The sequence below is a fragment of the Actinomadura geliboluensis genome (genome assembly GCF_005889745.1).
In the GTDB taxonomy this organism is placed as follows: domain Bacteria; phylum Actinomycetota; class Actinomycetes; order Streptosporangiales; family Streptosporangiaceae; genus Spirillospora; species Spirillospora geliboluensis.
Genome location: NZ_VCKZ01000222.1, coordinates 1 through 15,229 on the forward strand (window position 1 = coordinate 1; position 15,229 = coordinate 15,229).

The 15,229-nt window shown below is 72.6% G+C and carries 15 protein-coding genes; 11 read left to right on the forward strand and 4 right to left on the reverse strand.

From position 1 onward, the window contains the following. Nucleotides 1–3 precede the first annotated feature (3 nt). Nucleotides 4–1,278 carry an acyltransferase family protein gene (locus ETD96_RS26535; protein ID WP_138639211.1) on the reverse strand — a complete coding sequence of 425 codons (1,275 nt, stop codon included), beginning with the start codon at nt 1,276–1,278 and terminating at the stop codon, nt 4–6. A 103-nt stretch (nt 1,279–1,381) separates the two neighbouring features. On the opposite strand from ETD96_RS26535, the gene ETD96_RS26540 reads away from it, so the two are divergent. The 11 genes from ETD96_RS26540 to ETD96_RS26590 all read left to right on the forward strand — a co-directional run bounded on the left by ETD96_RS26540 (nt 1,382) and on the right by ETD96_RS26590 (nt 11,732). Then, entirely contained in the window at nt 1,382–1,909 is a 528-nt protein-coding gene (locus ETD96_RS26540; RefSeq protein ID WP_138639212.1) for a VOC family protein, read from the forward strand. Nucleotides 1,910–1,937: 28 nt separating this feature from the next. Next, nucleotides 1,938–2,588, forward strand: a complete 651-nt coding sequence (locus ETD96_RS26545) for a nitroreductase family protein (protein ID WP_138639213.1) — start codon at nt 1,938–1,940, stop codon at nt 2,586–2,588. A gap of 239 nt (nt 2,589–2,827) precedes the next feature. Beyond that, nucleotides 2,828–3,643 (forward strand): MlaE family ABC transporter permease, encoded by an 816-nt coding sequence (locus ETD96_RS26550; protein ID WP_338072602.1) that lies wholly within the window; start codon nt 2,828–2,830, stop codon nt 3,641–3,643. Then, a complete protein-coding gene (locus ETD96_RS26555) occupies nt 3,643–4,509 on the forward strand; it encodes an ABC transporter permease (RefSeq protein ID WP_240808244.1) in 867 nt (288 codons plus the stop codon). Before ETD96_RS26550 ends, ETD96_RS26555 begins: the two co-directional genes overlap by 1 nt. After that, nucleotides 4,506–5,543, forward strand: coding sequence for an MlaD family protein (locus ETD96_RS26560; RefSeq protein WP_138639214.1), 1,038 nt, complete (start codon nt 4,506–4,508; stop codon nt 5,541–5,543). Before ETD96_RS26555 ends, ETD96_RS26560 begins: the two co-directional genes overlap by 4 nt. A 1-nt stretch (nt 5,544) precedes the next feature. Beyond that, nucleotides 5,545–6,615 (forward strand): MCE family protein, encoded by a 1,071-nt coding sequence (locus tag ETD96_RS26565; protein ID WP_138639215.1) that lies wholly within the window; start codon nt 5,545–5,547, stop codon nt 6,613–6,615. Beyond that, nucleotides 6,606–7,637 carry an MCE family protein gene (locus ETD96_RS26570; protein WP_138639216.1) on the forward strand — a complete coding sequence of 344 codons (1,032 nt, stop codon included), beginning with the start codon at nt 6,606–6,608 and terminating at the stop codon, nt 7,635–7,637. Before ETD96_RS26565 ends, ETD96_RS26570 begins: the two co-directional genes overlap by 10 nt. After that, the gene (locus ETD96_RS26575) at nt 7,634–8,701 is read left to right on the forward strand and encodes an MCE family protein (protein WP_138639217.1); all 1,068 of its coding nucleotides are present in this window, start codon (nt 7,634–7,636) and stop codon (nt 8,699–8,701) included. The genes ETD96_RS26570 and ETD96_RS26575 overlap by 4 nt, the downstream gene beginning before the upstream one ends. Then, the gene (locus tag ETD96_RS26580; protein ID WP_138639218.1) at nt 8,698–9,711 is read left to right on the forward strand and encodes an MlaD family protein; all 1,014 of its coding nucleotides are present in this window, start codon (nt 8,698–8,700) and stop codon (nt 9,709–9,711) included. Before ETD96_RS26575 ends, ETD96_RS26580 begins: the two co-directional genes overlap by 4 nt. Further along, nucleotides 9,708–11,009, forward strand: a complete 1,302-nt coding sequence (locus ETD96_RS26585) for an MCE family protein (protein ID WP_138639219.1) — start codon at nt 9,708–9,710, stop codon at nt 11,007–11,009. The genes ETD96_RS26580 and ETD96_RS26585 overlap by 4 nt, the downstream gene beginning before the upstream one ends. Nucleotides 11,010–11,024: 15 nt before the next feature. Continuing rightward, nucleotides 11,025–11,732 (forward strand): hypothetical protein, encoded by a 708-nt coding sequence (locus tag ETD96_RS26590; RefSeq protein WP_138639220.1) that lies wholly within the window; start codon nt 11,025–11,027, stop codon nt 11,730–11,732. Nucleotides 11,733–11,835: 103 nt separating this feature from the next. Here the strand turns inward: ETD96_RS26590 and ETD96_RS26595 are convergent, their stop codons facing one another. The 3 genes from ETD96_RS26595 to ETD96_RS47950 all read right to left on the reverse strand — a co-directional run. Beyond that, nucleotides 11,836–14,397 (reverse strand): glycosyl hydrolase family 18 protein, encoded by a 2,562-nt coding sequence (locus ETD96_RS26595; RefSeq protein WP_138639221.1) that lies wholly within the window; start codon nt 14,395–14,397, stop codon nt 11,836–11,838. 8 nt (nt 14,398–14,405) lie between these two features. Beyond that, nucleotides 14,406–15,038, reverse strand: coding sequence for a DUF305 domain-containing protein (locus tag ETD96_RS26600; RefSeq protein WP_138639222.1), 633 nt, complete (start codon nt 15,036–15,038; stop codon nt 14,406–14,408). Nucleotides 15,039–15,062: 24 nt separating this feature from the next. After that, on the reverse strand, nt 15,063–15,229 hold a 167-nt coding region (locus ETD96_RS47950; protein ID WP_338072603.1), incomplete at its 5' end, for a carbohydrate-binding protein.

A 15,229-nucleotide genomic window follows, 5' to 3' on the forward strand; every position in this document is an offset into this window, starting at 1 on the left:
GGGTCAGGGGACGGCGGCCTGCGGCAGCGCCGCCTTCTCCGGGGCGGCGGTGGCGCGGGAGAGGCGGCGGCCGAGGCGCTGCGCGGGGGCCTCGATCCAGCGGTGGGACGCCCAGCTGGCCGCGACCAGGACCAGCAGGAACACCGACAGGCCGACGGCGTCCTCGCGCTCGGACGCGCCGAGGAACTGCGCCGCGACCATCAGCAGCAGCGGGTGCAGCAGGTAGAGGGAGAAGCTGATGGTGCCGAGGCCGGTCGCCCAGGCGGGGAAGCGGTGGTGCCGCAGCCGCCACGCCGCCGCGAACGTCACGGCGGCGGCGACGACCGCGCCGCCCCAGACGAGTTGGGCGTTGGGGCCGTAGGGGGCGGCGTGCCACAGCCCGGCGGCGAGCGCGCCCGCGAGGACGGCGCCGCCCGCCGCGGCGCCCGCGCGCCAGGTGATCTGGCCGTGCTCGGCGCGGTGGACGGCGGTGCCGGCGAACATGGTGGCGAGCAGGATGAGGCTCTCCCAGGCGCTGACGCGGCCGTTCGCGGAGACCAGCACGAGGGCGACGAGGCCGCCGAGGAGCCCGCCGAGGGTGCGGGCGGCGGCCCACCGCGACACCGCCGCCGCGATCGCCACCAGCAGGGCGGCGGCGGTCACCGCGACGACCGGGCCGGTCCCGGCGGTGCGCGACAGCAGGGCCGCGGGCGCGTACGCGCCGGTCAGCAGGCCGCCCGCCGTCAGCGTGACGGCGACCAGCGCGACCACCGTGAGCACGACGGCGGCCTGCGCGGAGCCGCGGTGCCGGCCCACCACGAACAGCGCGACGATCAGCAGGTAGAAGGCCATCTCGTAGGAGAGCGTCCACAGCACGTTCATCGCGTTGGGGACGTTCAGCAGGTCCTGCAGCATCGTCAGGTGCGCCACGATCGCGGTCGCGGGGGAGTACTGCTCCAGCCCGGCGCGCAGCCCGAGCACGCCCAGCAGGAACGGCAGGACGGCGAGCAGGCAGGTCACCGCGAGCAGCGGGTAGATGCGGAAGAAGCGGCCGATCCAGAACCCGCGGACGCTGCCGCGCCGCTCCAGCGACGCCGGGACGATGTAGCCGCTGACGAGGAAGAAGACGAGCACGCCGAACAGTCCGGGGTCGAACCAGTCGGCCAGGCGCACCCGCAGCGCCGGGAGGTACACGTAGCTCGCGTGGTGCAGTGCCACCGCCAGCGCCGCCCCGCCGCGCAGCGCATCAAGCCACCCAAGCCTGGACGTAGCGGATGAAACGCCGGAAGTGACGACCATTGGGACAGGGTAGTCGTTAGCTTCCCTAAATCGGTTATTTGCCGTGAAATAGGTGAGTACGGTGGCCGGCGCGTCCGCTCAGGGCGCCGAAAGGGAGCGATTCATGCCCGCGATCACGCACCGCTCGACCAGGGAACCGCTGATCAAGTCCCGTTTCCTGTCCCATGGCACGCTCAAGATCACCGATGTGGCGGCGACCCGCCGTTTCTACGAGGAAGTGCTCGGGCTGGAAGTCGTCCAGCCGATGATGGCCGCGCTCTACATCCGGCTCGGCGGCGACCACGCGTACGTGTGCGTGGAGTCCAAACCGGACCGCCCCGACATGCCGCTGCTCTACCACAACGGGATCGACGTCGGCAGCGACGAGGACGTGGACGCCGCGTACGCGCGCATCGCGGAGGTGAGCGACGACTACGGCGTGAAGGAGCTGAACAAGCCCGTCCGCCAGCACGGCGTCTACTCGTTCTACCTCAAGGACCTCGACGGCAACTGGTGGGAGATCGGCCACCTGCCGCCGCGCGGCTACCGCTTCCGCTTCACCGACCCGCGCAACGACCTCACCGGCCGCACCGACCTCACCCCGCAGGAGGCCAAGGAGGTGTTCCTGAACCCGGTGGTCGGCACCGAGTGACGTCGGGCGGCTGGGGCACGATGGGCGCATGACGACACCGCCGCTGAGCCCGGACGAACTGCTGACCACCACCCGCACCGTGCGCAAGCGCCTCGACCTCGACCGGCCCGTGCCCCTCGGGCTGGTCCGCGAATGCCTGGAGATCGCGCTGCAGGCGCCGAGCGGCAGCAACCGGCAGGGCTGGCAGTGGATCGTCGTCACCGACGCCGGGCAGCGCGCGGCGATCGGCGAGTACTACCGGCGCTCGTTCGCCGCGTACGCGGCGTCGAAGGAGTCGGCCGGCTCCCTCTACAAGGACGACCCGGACCGCGCAGAGGTGCAGCGCCGCGTCGGCGACAGCGCCGCCTACCTCGCCGAGCGCATGGGGGACGTGCCCGTCCTGGTGATCCCGTGCCTGCGGGTGGAGGGCGGCAAACTGCCGGGCGGCAACCAGGCGGGCCTTTGGGGCTCGCTACTGCCGGCCGCGTGGAACTACGCGCTCGCCGCACGCGCCCGCGGCCTCGGCACCGCCTGGACGTCGCTGCACCTGGTGTACGAGCGGGAGGTCGCCGAACTGCTCGGCCTGCCCGAGGACGTCCGGCAGGGCGCGCTGCTGCCGACCGCCTTCTACACCGGCGACACGTTCCGTCCCGCCGCGCGCGTCCCGCTGGACGAGGTCCTGCACATCGACCGCTGGTGACACGCTCCTGAACCTTCCGTGAAGCCCTCGGGGACGCCGGCCGACCGTCGGCCACGGTCTTATTGGCGGATCGCCAATAGGTTATTGCCACCCCGCCAATAGTTGTTCTAGTGTGCGGTGGCACAGGAGAGGCACCTGCCACCCCGGCCCCGGCGGCCCCGTGTGACCCACGTCTTCGCGCCAGACGCACGCGGGGCCTGCCGGCTCTCCCGCCCCCCGACGGGAAGGTGAACCCGGCCTTGTCCGCCATCCAACGGTCCGCCGTCCAACGGTCCGCCGTCCGCCTGCCGCGCCGCGTCCACGGCCTGCTGGGCGAGGTCGGCGAGCTGTTCGTCATCGCCCTGGAGGCCGTCCGCCGGACCTGGGACGTGCGCACCTGGGCATGGGATTTCGCCGAGCAGGCGTGGTTCCTCGCCCGGGTCACCAGCGTCCCGGTGATCCTCGTGTCGCTGCCGCTCGGCGCGACGGTCGCGCTCCAGGTCGGGCAGCTCGCCGCGCAGCTCGGCGCCCAGTCCGCGACCGGCGGCGCGGTCGTCGTCGGGCTGGTCCGCGAGGTCGCGCCGATCGCCGCCGCGCTGATCATCGCGGGCGCGGGCGGGTCGGCGATGACCGCCGACATGGGCGCCCGCCGCATCCGGGACGAGCTGTCGGCGATGGAGGCGATGGCCGTCAACCCGGTGCACCGGCTCGTCACGCCCCGGCTGTGGGCGGCGAGCCTGGTCTCCACGCTGCTCGCCTCGCTCGTCATCGTCGCGGGCGCGGCCGGCGGGTTCGTGTTCAACGTGCTGCTCCAGGACGTCACGCCCGGCGCCTACTTCGACGGCGCGGTGTCGCTGCTCCAGACGTCCGACCTGGTGGTGACGCTGCTGAAGTCCTGGCTGTTCGGCGTGATCGCGGCCGTGGTCGCCTGCTACATGGGGATGAGCTGCGCGGCCAGCCCGGTCGGCGTCGGCCGCGCCGTCAACCGCGCGATCGTGGTCGCGTTCATGCTCGTGTTCGCCCTCAACTACGTGATCACGACGGTGTACTTCGTCGCGTTCCCGCCGAGGATCTGATGGCGAACCTGCCCGTGATGGAGAGGATCGCGCCGCGCGCCGCGCAGGCGGGGGCGGCGGCGCTCCAGCGCTCCGGGGACCTCGCCCAGTGGCCGGTCTTCGTCCACCGCATCCTGCTGTACTCGGCGCGCGACCTGGTCCTGCGCCGCAAGTACACCAAGACCATCGCCCGGCACGTCAGCGACGTCGTCGTGGGCGTCGGCGCCAGCGTCGTCGGCGGCGGCATGATCTTCGTGATCTTCACGATGGCGTTCTTCGTCGGCACCGAGGTGGGCCTGCAGGGCTACACCGGGCTGGAGTCGATCGGCGCGCAGTCGTTCATGGGCCTCGTCGGGTCGTTCGCCAACGTCCGCGAGATCACCCCCGTCATCGCGGCGGTGGCGCTCGCCGCGCAGTGCGGGTCGGCGTTCACCGCCGAGCTCGGCGCGATGCGGATCTCCGAGGAGATCGACGCCCTGGAGGTCATGGGCATCGGGTCGTTCGCCTACCTGGTGTGCACCCGCGTCGTCGCCGCGCTCATCGCGCTCGTGCCGCTCTACCTGATCGCGCTGTTCGCGAGCTTCTTCTCGACCCGGCTGATCAGCACGAGCTTCTTCGACCTCGCGCCCGGCGTCTACGACTACTACTTCCGGCTGTACCTGCCGACCATCGACCTCGTCTACAGCGCGATCAAGGTCGCGGTGTTCGCCTTCGCGGTGATCACCATCCACTGCTACTACGGCTACTACGCGACCGGCGGGCCGGCCGGGGTGGGCCGCGCGGCGGGCCGCGCGATCCGGCTGTCCATCATCGTGATCGTCGCCCTGAACCTGCTGCTGTCCTACGTGTTCTGGGGCAACGGCGCGACCGTGAGGCTCACCGGATGATCAACGAGGAGATCCCGCTGTCGCGCCGGCTGCTGATCAGCGCGGTCACGCTCGCCGTGCTGGCGGGGCTGCTGTACGTGCTGGTCGCTCGGCCGGGCCGCGACCCCGGCACGGTGCTGACCGCCGAGTTCGGCCGCGCCGGGCAGGGCCTCGGCGCCGGCGCCCCGGTGAAGATCCGCGGGGTGACGGTCGGGTCGGTGGCGGACGTCGCGCTCACCGGCGGCGGCCGGGCCCGCGTCGCGCTGCGGCTGGACGCGGGGACGCGGATCCCCGACACCGTCACCGCGTCCATCGAGCCCGCGTCGGCGTTCGGGCCCAAGTTCGTCGCCCTCGTCCCCGGCGCGCACGCCGGCACCGGGCCCTACCTCGCGTCCGGCGCCCGGATCGCGCGCACCTCCGACCCGCGCGACCTGTCGGACCTGCTCGCCCGCGCCGACGCCGGGCTCGGCGCCGTCGACGCGGAGGAGGTCGGCACGATCGTGCACACCGTCGCGACCGGCCTGCACGGGCAGGGCGCGCGGCTGCGGCAGACCATCGACCAGTCCGGCATCCTGCTGGACGTCGCCTACAAGAACCGCGCCAACGCCCGCCGGTTCGTCGGCGACGCCGCCGACCTGTCCGGCGCCCTGTCGGACAAGGGCGACGAGCTGGTCGGGATCTCCGGGGACACGAACGCGCTGATCGGCACGGCGGCGCGGGGACGCGGCCGGCTGGCCGGGTTCGCCGACGGGCTGTCGGACGTGTCGCTGCTGGTCGCGCACGGGTTCGACAAGCGCGGCGGGCAGCTCGGCCAGGCGTTCCGGTCGTCGGAGCGGACGGCCCGCATCATCTACGCGCAGCTCGGGCTCATCGGCGACGCCGTCCGGACCGGGAACAAGCTGCTGCCCCTCTACGGGGAGCTGACCGACCTGAAGGGCACCGGCGGCAAGAACTACATCCGCACCCAGGGCTACCTGCCGACCGACCCGTGCGAGCTGGTCCTCGGCCTGTGCGGGCCGTACGGCGGCGGCACACCGCAGCGGGGAGGGCGGTGAGATGGCGTCCACCCTGTCCCGCCGCGCCCGGATCGGGCTGGTCGTCCGGCTCACCACGTTCGTCACCGTCACCGGCGTCCTCACCGCCGTCATCGGGATGCAGATCGCCCGCGTCGACACCGCCGGCGGCCGGCACTTCACCGCGACCTTCGACGACGCCAGCGGGCTGATGAAGGGCGACCAGGTCAAGATCGCCGGGGCGCCGGTCGGGCAGGTCGACGAGGTGAAGGTGGTGGACGGCAAGGCCCGCGTCGGCCTGACCGTCCGCCACGCGGTGCGGGTCCCCGCCGACAGCGAGGCCGCGATCCGCTGGCGCGACGCGATGGGCCGCCGCGTCGTCTACCTGGTGCCCGGCAAGAGCACCTCGGCGATGCGGGACGGCGCGTACATCACGAGGACGCGGTCGGCCGTGGACGGCAGCGCCCTGCTCGACCAGCTCGGCCCGCTCGTCCGCGCCCTCGACCCGAAGCAGGTCAACACCGTGCTGGTGTCGCTGTCGGAGGCCCTCGACGGGAACGCCGGCAACATCGACCGGCTGATCGCCGACATCGACACGCTGTCCGCGACGATCGCCAAGCGCCGCAAGCTGCTGCGGCAGATGCTGGACGACTACGCGACCGTCACCGGCGTCATCGCCCGCCGCGACAAGCAGATCGGCTCCGCCGTCGACGACCTCGTCAGCCTGAGCGACGCGTTCACCGGCAACCGCAAGCTGATCGACGACACGCTCGTCCAGCTCGCCACCCTCGCCCGGACGTCCGACGCGCTGCTCGCGGGCAACGAGCGCGAACTCGGCCAGGTCGTGGACAAGCTGTCCGCGTTCTCGGCCGGGGTGAACCGCAACGGCGGCACGCTGCTGAAGGTGCTGCAGTCGGTGACGCCGAAGCTCCAGCACATCTTCGCCGCCGTCGACAACGGGCAGTACGTGGAGTCCGCGATCCCCTGCCTGTCGCTCGCCGCGCCGCCCTGCCCGTACCCGACGCGCCTGCCCGGCCCCCGCGAGGGCGCCGCCGGCATCGACACGCCGAAGGAACTGGAGAACCTCATGGTCGGGGGTGGCCGATGGCGCTGAGATCCTTCCGCGACCGCAACCGGATCGCGGTCGGGCTGGTGTCGGCGGGCACGCTGGCCGCGCTGGTCGTCGCGGTGTACCTGGTCGGGACGCGCGGCCTGTTCCAGGACCGCTACACCGTCACCGGGGTGTTCGCCGCGACCGGCGGGCTGCGGTCCGGCGACGAGGTCCGGGTCGCCGGGGTCCGGGTCGGCGAGGTCGGCTCCGTCCGCCCCGACCACCGCCGGGGGTACGTCGTCGTCAGCTGGAAGGTCGACGGCGACGTGGACCTCGGCCCGAACACCCGCGCCGAGATCAAGGTCGCGAACGTGCTCGGCGGCCGGTACCTGCGGCTGTCCGGCCCGGTCGCGGACCCGCACCTGGCCGACCTGCCCGACGGCAGGCGCCGCATCCCGCTGGACCGCACCCAGGTCCCGACGACGATCAACGACGTGCTGGACGCGTCCACCCGCACGGTGTCCAAACTCGACACCAAGGCCATCAACAAGATCGTGGCCGAGCTGAACGGGATCGGCGGCGACGACCGGGGCCGGCTCGGCCGCGCGCTGACGAACCTCGCGGGCCTCGCCGAGACGGTGAACGAGTCCGACCCGCAGATCAAGAGGCTGCTCGACAGCGGCGACCGGATCCTCAAGCTCGCGGACGCCAAGGACGCCGAGCTGTCCCGGCTGCTCACCAACGTCCAGGCCATGCTGGACGAGCTGCGCAAGCGCCGCACCGAACTGGCGGCGTTCCTCGGCTCCGGCAACCGGGCCGTGGCGAGCCTCACCCGGCTCATCGACGCCCGGCAGGCGAAGCTGCTCACGCTCGTCGCCGACCTGCGCGGCACGCTCGGCACCCTGCGCCCCGCGACCGGCGACTTCAACCAGCTGCTCGCCTGGGCGGGGCCCACGCTGTCCGGGCTGTCCGGCACCGGCGGGCAGGGGCCGTGGCTGGAGGTCGTCGCGACCGGGCTCGGCCCGCTGTCGCCGAAGGACCTCGCCGACCTCGCCCGCATCGCCCCGAAGGGAGCCCGCCGATGAGCCCCGAGGGGAGCCCGCCGCCGCGCCCCGGCGGACGCCCGGTGGCGGCGGTCGCCGTGCTCGGGCTGACCGCGGCGCTCGGCGGCTGCGGCATCGCCGCCGAGCCGTCCTACCCGATGACGATCTACTTCGCGAAGGCGCCCTCCCTCTACGAGGAGTCGCAGGTGAAGGTGATGGGCGCCGACGCGGGGACCATCACCTCCATCAAGGACGAGGAGCACCGGGTCCGCGTCGACATCGAGGTGAAGCGGTCCGTGCCCGTCCCGGCCGGGGTGCACGCGGCGATCGACTCGTCCGACGCGCTGGGGGAGCGGTTCATCAGCCTGCACCCGGTGTGGAAGCCCGGCATGCCGGAGGCCGAGCCCGGCACGGTCGTCCCGCAGGAGCGCACCGAGCTGCCGGTCGAGATCGACGACGCGCTCGCCGCGTTCGCCAAGCTCAACAACTCGATCGACGCGGGCGCGCTCGGCCCCGCGATCCACCGCGCCGCCGGGTCCGTGCGCGGGCGCGGGCAGGGCATCAACGACGCCCTGCACAACACCTCCGAGCTGACCGGCGACCTCGCCGCGCAGGACGAGAAGATCGCGTCCCTGGCGAAGGGGCTGCACAGCCTCGCCGCGGACCTCAACGGGCGCGACCGCAAGTTGTCGGACCTGCTGCGGTCGTTCTCCACCACCAGCCGGACGCTCGCCGACGAGCGCACGCAGCTCCGCGACTTCGTGGCCGGGCTCGCCGCCGCGATCCGCAAGAGCGACGTGCTGATCACCGCCTACCGCGAGACGCTGCCGGCCACGGTCGCGGACCTGTCGAACATCGTGCTCAGCCTCAAGGGCAACGCCGCCGGGCTCACCCAGGCCATCGACAGCCTCGGCCGGTTCGCCGACGTCGCCGTCCAGGCATGGGACAAGCGCAACCACGTCGCCACCATCCGGCTCGTCGTGCACGGCACCGTCCGGGCCTGGCTCCAACCGCTCTTCACCGCGATGGGCTGGGGGGACATCCCGTGCCTCGAAGGCCGGCCGGCGCTCGCGGACTGCCAGCCGCCACCGGGAGGACGGGGATGAGAACGTTCGTGACCTGCCTCCTGGCGTGCGTCCTGGCCGTCGCCGCCGGGGGCTGCTCGCTGCAGACCATCGGCGCGCCGCGCGGCGACGTGACCCTCAACGCCACGTTCGACGACGTGCAGAGCCTCGTCGTCGGGCACAGCGTCCAGGTCGCCGACATCCGCGTCGGGACCGTCACCGGCATCCGGCTGGACGGCTACCGCGCCCGCGTCACCATGTCGCTGCGCGAGCGCGTCCCGTCCGGGACGACGGCGACCATCGCCAAGTCGTCGCTGCTCGGCGAGAACTACGTGCGGCTCAACCTGCCGGCCGGAGCGCGCCTGGACAGCGGACCCTTCCTGGCGTCCGGCGCCACGATCGGGAACACCAGCGTCCAGCCCGACCTGGAGCAGATCAGCGAGAAGGTCGGGCCGCTGCTCGCCGCCCTCGGCGGCCAGGACATCGCCACCATCAGCGCCGAGTCCGCGACCGCGCTGGGCGGCAAGGGGACGAAGCTCAACACGCTCATCGCCCGCGCCGCCGACGTCGGCGACCAGTACGCCGCCGCCAGCGCCGACCTCGGCCGCGCCCTCGACTCCCTCGGGCAGCTCGGACGCTCCCTCAGCAAGGGCTCCAAGGACCTCGAGCGGCTGCCCGGCAACGTCGAACTCGCCACCCAGCGGCTCCAGGACGACCGCGAGAACCTCAAGCGCACCATCCAGGCGCTGCTGAAGCTCGCCACCTCGGTCAACGCCAAGGTGCAGAAGCGGCACGCTGCACGGCTCGCGGCGCTGCTGAAGCGCGCCGACGAACTGCTCGCCGCCGCGCTGCGCGGGCGCGACGAGCTGAAGACCCTCGCCGGGACCGTGCTGAACTTCCTGAACGGGCCGTCGGTGTCGTCCAGCGGGCAGGCCCTCCTGTTCCTGTGGATCAAGGGCTTCCTGCCGCACCCCGGCGCCGCCGCCGCGGCAGCGTCCGGGGCGTCCGGCAAACGGCAGAACCTCCAAGGATTGCTGGGGCCGCGCCCATGAGATATCCCCGCGTCGCCGTCAACCTCGTGTTCTTCGCCGTGCTCGGGGCCGTCCTCGCGGTCTGGGCGGTCCGCAGCGTCATCCACATCGAGGCGCTCGAACGGCCCTTCACCGTCACCGCCGACTTCGCGTCCTCGCCCGGACTGCACGGCGACCTGGAGGTCACCCACCTCGGCGTCCGGGTCGGCGAGGTCGGGACCGTCCGGCTGCGCGGCGACCACGTCGCCGTCGGCCTCGACCTCGACCGGGACGCGCGGATCCCCGCCGACGTGGGGGCGCGGGTGCTGCGCAAGTCGGCGATCGGGGAGCCGTACATCGAGCTGACCCCGGCGGCGTCCCCGTCCGCCGGGTCCCGGACGCTCAAGGCCGGCGACCACATCCCGGTCGCCCGCACCGCCGGGACCACCGACTACAAGCAGCTGTTCGACGGCCTCAGCCGCACCCTCGACGCCGTCGACCCGCGCGACACCCGGACGCTCGTCCACGAGCTGGCCACCGGCCTCGAAGGGCGCGGCACCGACCTGCACGACATGATCTCCGACGCGCACCGGCTGACCGGCACCCTCGCCGCCGACGCCGGCACGCTGGACGCGCTGGCCCGCGAGCTGACCCGCCTCACCGCGACGCTCACCGCCCACCGCGGCGACATCGCGTCCGGCGTGGACGACCTCGCGCTGCTCACCGCGTCCCTGCGGCAGTCGAGCCGCGACCTCGACAGCGTCCTCGCCAAGGGGCCCGGCGCCATGAAGAACCTGCACGCGCTGCTGCGGGACGCCCGGCCCGGCCTGGACTGCCTGCTCACCGCCGCCGCGACGCCCACCGCGCCGCTGATGACCCCCGCCAACCAGCGGAAGATCAACCACGTGCTGCGGCTCGTCCCGACGCTGCAGGCGCTCGTCTCCGACATCACCGCGACCGACGCGAGCGGCAAGTACCTGCGGGTCACGCCCGTCATCACGCTCACCGGACCGGCCAGGGCGGCGACCGAGTACACCACCCCGGTCCCGAAGCCCGCCGCGCCGAACCTCACCTTCTGCGCGGCGAGCGGGGCGGAGGGCCCGCAGGCCGCGAAGGCCGCCTCGAAGGTCAGGCCCACCCCGGCGGCGGGCGGCGGCGACGCCGGGACCGGTGCGCCCGCCGGCACGTCCCCGGACGGCGACCTGCGCCCGGTGAACGCCGGCGGGGCGGACCGGGACGCCCGCTGGCTGCCCCTCCTGCCACCCGTGCTCGGCGGCCTCATCGCCGTCGTCGCCGTCCTCAACACCCTCCGCGTCGCCCTGCGCCGCCGTTCCCGATAGGCCCCTGGAGGACCCGTGAGCAAGACCGACACCCGCCCGAAGGACGACGCCGAGACCGAGGAGCCCGAGGTCGCGGAGGACGCCGAGGCCGAGGACGCCAAGGTCGCCGAGAAGGAGGCCGTCAAGAAGGAGCCCGCGCGGCGGGCGTGGCGGCGGGTGCCGGACAAGGCGTGGCTGGTGCGGGCGACGGTCGCGGTGGCGGTCGTCGGGTCGGCGGTCACCGCCGGGATGCAGTGGTACCAGGCCGATCGGGCGGCGCAGCGGGACGCGGAGCGGGCGCAGGTCAGGGCCAGTGCCGCCGAGTTCGGGCAGGCGCTGCTCAGCTACGACCACACCAAGCTGCAGGACGCTCGCAACCACGTCCTCTCGCTGGCGTCCGACGACTTCGCCAAGACCTACGACGAGGCGTTCACCGGCGGGCTCGAAGGCGTCATCGGCAAGTTGAAGGCGGACGCGACGGCGACCGTCCGGACCGTGTACCTGGGGGAGGTCGAGTCGGGGACGGCGAAGGCGGTCGTCGTCATGGACTCCGAGGTGCACAGCACGGCGGGCACCCGCCGGGTCCTCGGGTCCTACCTCGACATGCGGCTGGTGCGGCGCGGCGGCGAGTGGAAGGTCACCGACGTCACCTCGGTCGGGGCGGCGAACGAGAGCATGACCGACCCGGACGGCAACCGGCAGGACCCGGGGAAGGCCGTCCCGCCGCCGAAGCCGGGCGGCTGACACCCCGGGCCGGGGCATGGAACAGGGCCGGCGCCGCGAGCGGGGCAGCGACGCCGGCCCTGGGATCGGGGACGGGGTGCGGTTCAGGCCGTCGGGCCGGGCCTCACTTCAGGCCGTCGTCGAGGGCCTTCGTCAGGACGCCCGGGTCGCCGGACATCTCCCAGATCATGGCGCCGAGCAGGTTCTTGCTCCGCAGCCACGCCGTCTTCTTCTGGATGGACCAGGCGTCGTCGAACGACCACCACTGCCCGTTGTCGCCGGTGTAGCAGGACGTCGCGACGGCCTGCTCATCGTGGACGATCTTGCAGTTGGGCAGGCTGGAGATCAGGTTGCCGTAGCCGCGGGTGCCGGCCTCCTCCTGGAACTGGCCGGGCGCCGCGCCCTTCGCGTCCTGCCATTCGCCGCCCTTGCCGCCGTCGGTCACGTTCTGCCAGCCGCGCCCGTAGTAGGCGAGCCCGACGGTCAGCTTGCGCGGGTTGACTCCCGCGTCGAGGTAGGGCTGGACGGCGTTCTCGACGCTGAAGTGGAACGAGTACGGGTCGTCGGTGTCGGTGTAGAGGTTGCCCTGGTGGCCCGTCCGGTTGGGCTCCCAGGAGTTGTCGCTGCCCGCGCCGTGGAAGTCGTAGCCCTGGATGTTGAAGATGTCCATGGACTTGGCGACCTGGCCCAGCTCCCAGCCGGCCTCGATCTTCGCCGGGTCGGCGGGGGTGAAGGCCGACAGCAGGTACCGCTCGCCGGTCGACTTCGTCAGCTCGTCCAGCTGGCGGCGGAACTCCTCGATGAGCAGCGTGTTGTTGTGCTTGTCGTCCGGGCCGATGTGGTTGCCGGCGTGCCCCTCGGCGCCCGGCCACTCCCAGTCGAGGTCGATGCCGTCGAAGATGCCGGCGGCCGTGCCCGGCCCGCCCGCGCCGTTGTAGTCGGGCAGGTTGCCCTTGATGTAGGTGTCGATGCAGGACGCGACGAACTTCTTGCGGGACGCGTCGGTCTTGGCGACGTCGGAGAAGTACTTGGAGTACGTCCAGCCGCCGATGGAGATCAGCACCTTCAGCTTCGGGTACTTGGCCTTCAGCTTCTTCAGCTGGTTGAAGTTGCCGCGCAGCTTCTCCCAGCCGGTGTCGCCGACGCCGTCCACGGACTGCGCGGCGCTGAACGGCCGCCCGTAGTCGGCCTCGGCGTCGCCCGCGCCGTCGCCCTGGTTCGGGTCCTGCGGGTCGGACGTCGTGCCCTTGGTCACGCCCTGCAGGCAGGTCAGGTTCACGGGGTCGATGTTGGCGAACGCGTAGTTGATGTGGGTGAGGCGCGCGGCGTTGCCGGTCGTGTCGAGGTTCTTCACGAAGTACTGCCGCCCGTAGATGCCCCACTGGACGAAGTAGCCGACGCGCGCGTAGCCGTTCGCGACGACGTCGTCGGTCGTGACCTTCACGGCCGCGCTCTCCGCCGACAGGTTGTCGTACTTGTCGCGGGCCCGGACGGTGAACGAGTACTCGGTCGAGGGGGACAGGCCCGCGACGGTCGCGGACGTGCCGGTCACGGTCGTCGCGACCTTGCCGCCCACCAGCACGTCGTAGTTCGCGACGCCGGTGTTGTCGGTCGAGGCCGTCCACGCGAGCTTCACGCTGGCGGAGTCCTTGCCCGTGCTGTGCAGCCCGGACGGGACGGACGGCGCCTGCGTGTCATCGGCGGGGTTGTTCGTCTTCACGGTGACGGGCGCGCTGGCGGGGGACAGGTTCCCCTTCCGGTCGCGGGCCTTCACGGTGAAGGTGTAGTCGGTGTTGGGGGTGAGGCCGGTGACCGTGGCGTTCGTGTCCGGGACGGTCGTCGCCAAGGTCGAGCCGTTGTAGACCTCGTACGCGGTGACCGGCAGGTTGCCGGCCTGCGCCGCGTCCCAGGCGAGAGAGACGGTCTTGGTCGTCTTGACCGTGACCTTCAGCCCGCCGGGCGCGGTCGGCGGGACGTCCGCCGACCCGTCGCAGTTGGCGTCGTTGACCCGGCAGCTCGTCGGCTCGGCGCCGGACCGGCTGACGGTGAACGTCGGGCTGTACGGGTCGGTGGTCCGCCCGGCGCCGATCGAGGCGTTGTAGTAGGCGGGGCTGAGCGTCACCGTGGTGCCGCTCTGGCTGATCGAGCCGTTGTCGGCGTTGCTCGCCGTCACGCCCGCCGGCAGGTCGAACACGATCGACCAGTTGCTCACCGTCGCGGAGGTGTGGTTCGCGACCACGAACTTCGCCTGCGTCCCGCTGACGGTGTACTCGGCGGTCACCCCGTTCAGGACGGGCGGCGGCGCGCCGGTGCCGTCGCAGTTCGCGCCGTTCAGCAGGCAGTTCGACGGCTGGACGGCCGAGCTGAGGGTGAACGTCGGGCTGTACGGGTCGGTGCTCCCGCCCGCCTTGACGGTGTTGATGTAGAACGCCGGGGTCAGCGTGACCTTCGTGCCGTTCTGCGTCAGCGTGGCGTTCTGCGGGTTGCTCGCCGTCACCCCGGAGGGCAGCTCGAACGTCAGCTTCCAGCCGGTCACGGCGGTCGTCCCGGGATTGCTGACCACGTACTTGCCGGTCGTCCCGGACAGGCTGAACGCCGCCGTCAGCCGGTCGGCCGCCCGCGCGGGCGCGGCGGCCAGCGCCGCGACCACGACGAACGTGAGAAGGATGCCGATTAATCTGCGCATGCGTACACCTACTTCTGGGGGAGCTTCTTCTGGGTCGGGGAGCTCGTGGCCCGGGCGCCGAGGAACGCGAGCATCTGGTCGATCTGGGCGGAGCGGGACCGCTCGACGCGCTGCGCGAGCCGCTTCGTCCACGCGTCCCGGCCCTTGCCGGTCTCGAGCCGCGCCATCTGGACGGCGTCGTCCTGATGGGCGATCAGCAGGTTGAGGAACGCGCGCTCGAACCGGTCCGGCGGGGTCTTCGCGAGGGCCGTCAGCTCGGCCTCGGTCGTCTGCGGCATCCCGCCGTGCGCGGCGTGCGCGCCCGGGTCCGCCCGCAGCGGCCGCCGCCAGCTGCGCAGCTGCCCCTGCATCTGCCGGGCCTCGGCGACCTCCGTGGTCTCGATCGCCGCGGCCAGCGTCCGCACCTCGGGCCGGACGCGGTGCCGCTCCGCGAGCCGGACCAGCTTCACGCCCTGCTCCTGATGCGGGAGCATCATCTGCAGGAACATCACGTCGGCGGCGTTGAAGCCGGCCCCGCCGCGCGCCGCGGGCGCGGGGCCACCGGACGGGGATCCGCCGGTGGTCCCGCACCGCACGATCAGCAGCAGGCCGCACACCGCGAGCAGCGCCGCGGCGGACCTGGACCATGCTCGCCCGCTCATCGCGCGCGCCTCACCGTGCCGCGCTCAGACCTGGCGCCAGAGCGCGGCCGTGTTCGGCGGTTCCCATCCGGCGATCGCCGTGTGCGCCTGGAGGCACGCGTAGGTCACGCCGTTGTAGGTCACCCGGTCGCCGGTGGCGTAGGACGTCCCCGCCTGCCAGGTGCCGCTCGGGGTCTCGGTCGGTGTCGGGG